The organism is Ectothiorhodospira lacustris, assembly GCF_022227785.1.
Lineage (GTDB): Bacteria > Pseudomonadota > Gammaproteobacteria > Ectothiorhodospirales > Ectothiorhodospiraceae > Ectothiorhodospira > Ectothiorhodospira lacustris.
On the sequence record NZ_JAJNQM010000133.1, the window covers coordinates 1 to 3,808 of the forward strand.

The window sequence follows — 3,808 nt, forward strand, 5'->3', positions numbered from 1 at the left end:
CTCCATGACAAGCTGCCCAAGGAGTTCTTCTTCATGCGGGAACTGTTGCTGTCGGGGCTGTGGCGCTCACCGGAGCACTGGCATCTGGCGCCTGAGCGGGAAGAGGTCTGAACTGCACCGTGCGGGAGCGTGCCTAATAACGGGCTCGTTCCCGCGTGGGAGCGGTCCTTGGTCGCGTAAATGGGAGGCTGCAGCCCCCCACTGCCGGGAGTGTTGTTCAGGCCACCCCGATTTTCCTTTCCCCCCCCGCCGGGTTCTGCGCCACATCATGCAATGTCGATCCCGGGTCCCGGATCAGCTCCAGTAGCTGATGCCGCCGGTAGACTCCGGTTTTCTGAAAAATGCGATGCATGTAGGTCTTGACCGAAGACTCTGAAATGGAGAGGGCGTCGGCCACCTCCCGGTAGGTTTTTTCGGTCAGTACCTGGCGCAGCACCTGCTGCTCTTGGTCGGACAGTATCTGAGTGAGGGCATCAGGCAACCGCACTGCACTGTCCTGGGTTGATGGCGCATCATCGGCCGCCGTGGTCTCGGCCCCCTTTCTGGGAAGATACAGGCTCAGCACGGCCATGTTCAGCAGGATCAGGCCGACAAAGGCGATGGTGTCAGCGGCCCCGCCCAGGGCCATGCTCAGCAGGTGCCCTACCAGGATCCCCCCGCAGAGTACCCCGACACCGTAACCATAGGCACGAACCAGATCCGTCTGCTTCAGCACCAGGAAGAGCAGCAGCAGGTCGATGATGCCCGCCGCCGCCATCATGAAGAACATGGCCCCATGGATGCCCACCCCGCTGGGTAGCAGCGACCACAGGGCAAACGCCGCCAGGGCGGAGACCACGCCGATCAGCATGGCGGTGGGTTGCGTGTATTTGACCAGCCAGAGACAGCCGATGGCGCCGACGCCGTAGAAGATCACTTCCAGTCCGGGCACGACGGCATGGGCTTCATAGGCGGGAATCAGACCACCGTACATCAGTCCCGAGACGATCTGGAACACAAAGATGAAGGGCAGGTAGATCAGTAATTGCGGCAGATGCGTGGGCGTTGTTGCCCGGTGAGGTTGCCCGGGACCCAGCGGTGTCAGCAGGAACAGCAGCAGGACGCTGACGAAGGTGAGCTTGAGTTGGGGGGAGAGAGGCGCCAGACCCAGTGCCAGGGCCAGCAGGTTGCCGGCCGCCAGGGCCAGCGCGGCAAAGACGATGGGTCGCTCGGAGGCCTTGAGATATTGCCCCATGCGCAGGGAGACGGGCGCAGAGACGATGCCTAGCAGGACCATGAGGGGGATGGACCAGCCGCCCTTGAGTTCCAGGGCCAGCAGGCTCAAACCCACCGTGCCGATCAGGCCGATGCGTATCAGCTGTTGGAGTTGTTGCGCCGGCATACCGGCGGCAAGGCGACCCAGCCCGAACAGGACGCACACGTGGGGAGCAAGGAACCACGGCATCAACTGCTCGTGAGTCAGCAACATCCCTGACATGGGGAGCGCGGTCAGCCAGGCGATGAAGAGGGCGGCGATGCAGATTCTCACCAGATGTCGGGGAGCAAGCGTCATTGACATCCCAAGTTGCTGATCTCGTGCGGGAGTCTACACCATGGTTGACATGGCTCCAATGGATGGTTGACAGGTTGACGACTTATTGAAATACGTGATCGAAGGCAGAATGGTGCCTTCACCATACCCTTTCGGAGAGCCGCTGATGAATCCTGCGCCTGTTGTCGATCGACGAATCAGTCGCGCTGCCGTCTGGCTGGTGCTGCTATTGAGCGTGCCTGCCCTGGCCGATCTTGCCGCGCTGGAAGGGACGACGGGCCATCCTCCGCCCACCTCAGCGCTCTGGGCGCTTGAAGGCACCGAAGGGCATGAGACTGCCTCCGGCGGCAGCGTTCGGGAAGATGATATCCGCTGCACCGGTGATGTCCCCTGTGTGGAGATCGCCACCGATCTGGCGCTTAGGGGCCTGCCCAGGCCGTTCTCCCACATCTATCGGGAACCCCGGGTGGAAGAGGGCATGATCGCCGTGGCCAATGTGCCGGCCTTTCGTCCCCTGTATGTATTCGAGCGCAGTGATCTGGACTTTACCCAAGGCGCGGATCCACGGGGTTGGTACCGGGTGGGCGCCAACCGGGCCCGGTCCGATGGCTGGATGCAGGCCAAGGATCTGCTGGAATGGCGGCAGGCCCTGCTGGTGTCTTATACCCATCCGGGTGATGCCATCGAAGGCCGCAATCCGGTCCTGATGTTCAGGGATCTCAAGGCCCTGGAAGCCGTGGTGGACGACCTGGACATGGCGGGGCGGGCCAGGGCCATCTACCAGGGGATCAGCAAGGGCGAGGTGCCCGAGTCCGTGATCAGCATAGAGCCGGCCCGCTTCGTGGATATCACTCGCCAGTTCTACATGCTGCCCATCATCGACTGGCAGGAAACCCGGATTCACGGTGACGATGCCCGTTTGTTGCAGCTGGCAGCCGCCGTGCCGCGTCAGCGCGGCGCCGATACCCTGGAAGACGACGCCTACCGGACCCAGTCCCTGGTGAGTAGGACCCAGGCCGGCAGCAGCGCCGGGGAACTGAGTGTGGATATCGTGTTCGTCATCGATACCACCCGCAGCATGCAGCCCTTCATCGACATGACCCGCGAGGCGGTGATCCGCATGACCCGCCAGTTCACCGACGAGACCACGGGCCGGTTCCGCTTCGGTCTGGTGACCTTCCGGGATTCCACCGAGGTGATCCCTGCCCTGGAGTACGTGACCCGCAACCATACCCCGACTCTGGTGGACGGCAACACACTGGTGGAGCTGCTGGGCAATTCCGCCCGGGCCACACAGGTGGGCAGCCTGGATTATGCCGAGGAGGTCTTTGCCGGCGTAGATACCGCCTTGCGCAGTCAGTGGCGTGAAGGTGCTCTGCGCTTCATGATCATGGTCGGTGATGCCGGCTCCCATCCCAAAGGGCATCCCCAGAACGTTACCGGCAAGGATGAAACGGACCTGCGCCGGGAGCTGGATGACGCCCAGATCCACCTGCTGTCCATTCATCTGCAGGATCCCCGGGCGGCGGAGGATCATCCCATCGCCCAGGCCCAGTTCGGGCGTTTGTCCCGGATTCGCGGCGATGAATCCCGGTCCGCCCTGGAAGCGGTCAATGCTTTTGATGAAGCCGAATATCAGGCTCTGGTGGATCGTGTAACCGGGGGCATCAACCGGTTGCTTACCACCACTATCGGTGCCGAGGCGTCCGCTGCCGAGGCATCGGCCACCGCCGAGCCGGTGCTGGAGTCCGTGTCCAATCTCTGGCAGGCGGCCATGGTGGAGTATATCGGTCGGGATGCCAATCCACCCAAGGATGTGGTGGCCTGGTCCCTGGACCGGGACCTGGTGAATCCTGCCGATCGGGCGCTGGATGTGCGCGTGCTGGTGAACCGGGAGCAGCTCAGCTCCCTGGCCCAGTCCCTGGACATGGTGGTGCAGGCCCTGATGCGTGCCGAGGTGACCCAGGCGCAATTCTTCGAGGCCTTGCAGGGGGTGGCCGGACAGACCATGAAGCGGCCGGATGAGATCGGCCAGGGCGCTCGACTGGCAGAGACCGGGCTGTTGCCCGCCTTCATCCAGAGCCTGCCTTACCGCAGCGATATCCTGTCCCTGACCGATGAGATGTTTGCCGGCATGACCACCGAGCAGCGTTCACAGCTGGAGTGGAGCATCCTGGCCAAGCTGGAGCAGTACCGGGCCATCAACGAACAGGTGGATGCCTGGTTCCGCCTTAACGATGCCGACGAAGACAGGGACATGGTCTATCCGCTGCATCT

General features: G+C 62.9%; 2 protein-coding genes. One reads left to right on the forward strand and one right to left on the reverse strand.

The features are described 5' to 3' along the window. Nucleotides 1–217: 217 nt before the first annotated feature. Nucleotides 218–1,552: a helix-turn-helix transcriptional regulator gene (locus LQ952_RS15445; RefSeq protein ID WP_238623507.1), complete on the reverse strand. Its 1,335-nt coding sequence runs from the start codon at nt 1,550–1,552 to the stop codon at nt 218–220. A 145-nt stretch (nt 1,553–1,697) separates the two neighbouring features. On the opposite strand from LQ952_RS15445, the gene LQ952_RS15450 reads away from it, so the two are divergent. Then, on the forward strand, nt 1,698–3,808 hold a 2,111-nt coding region (locus LQ952_RS15450; RefSeq protein WP_238623508.1), incomplete at its 3' end, for a vWA domain-containing protein.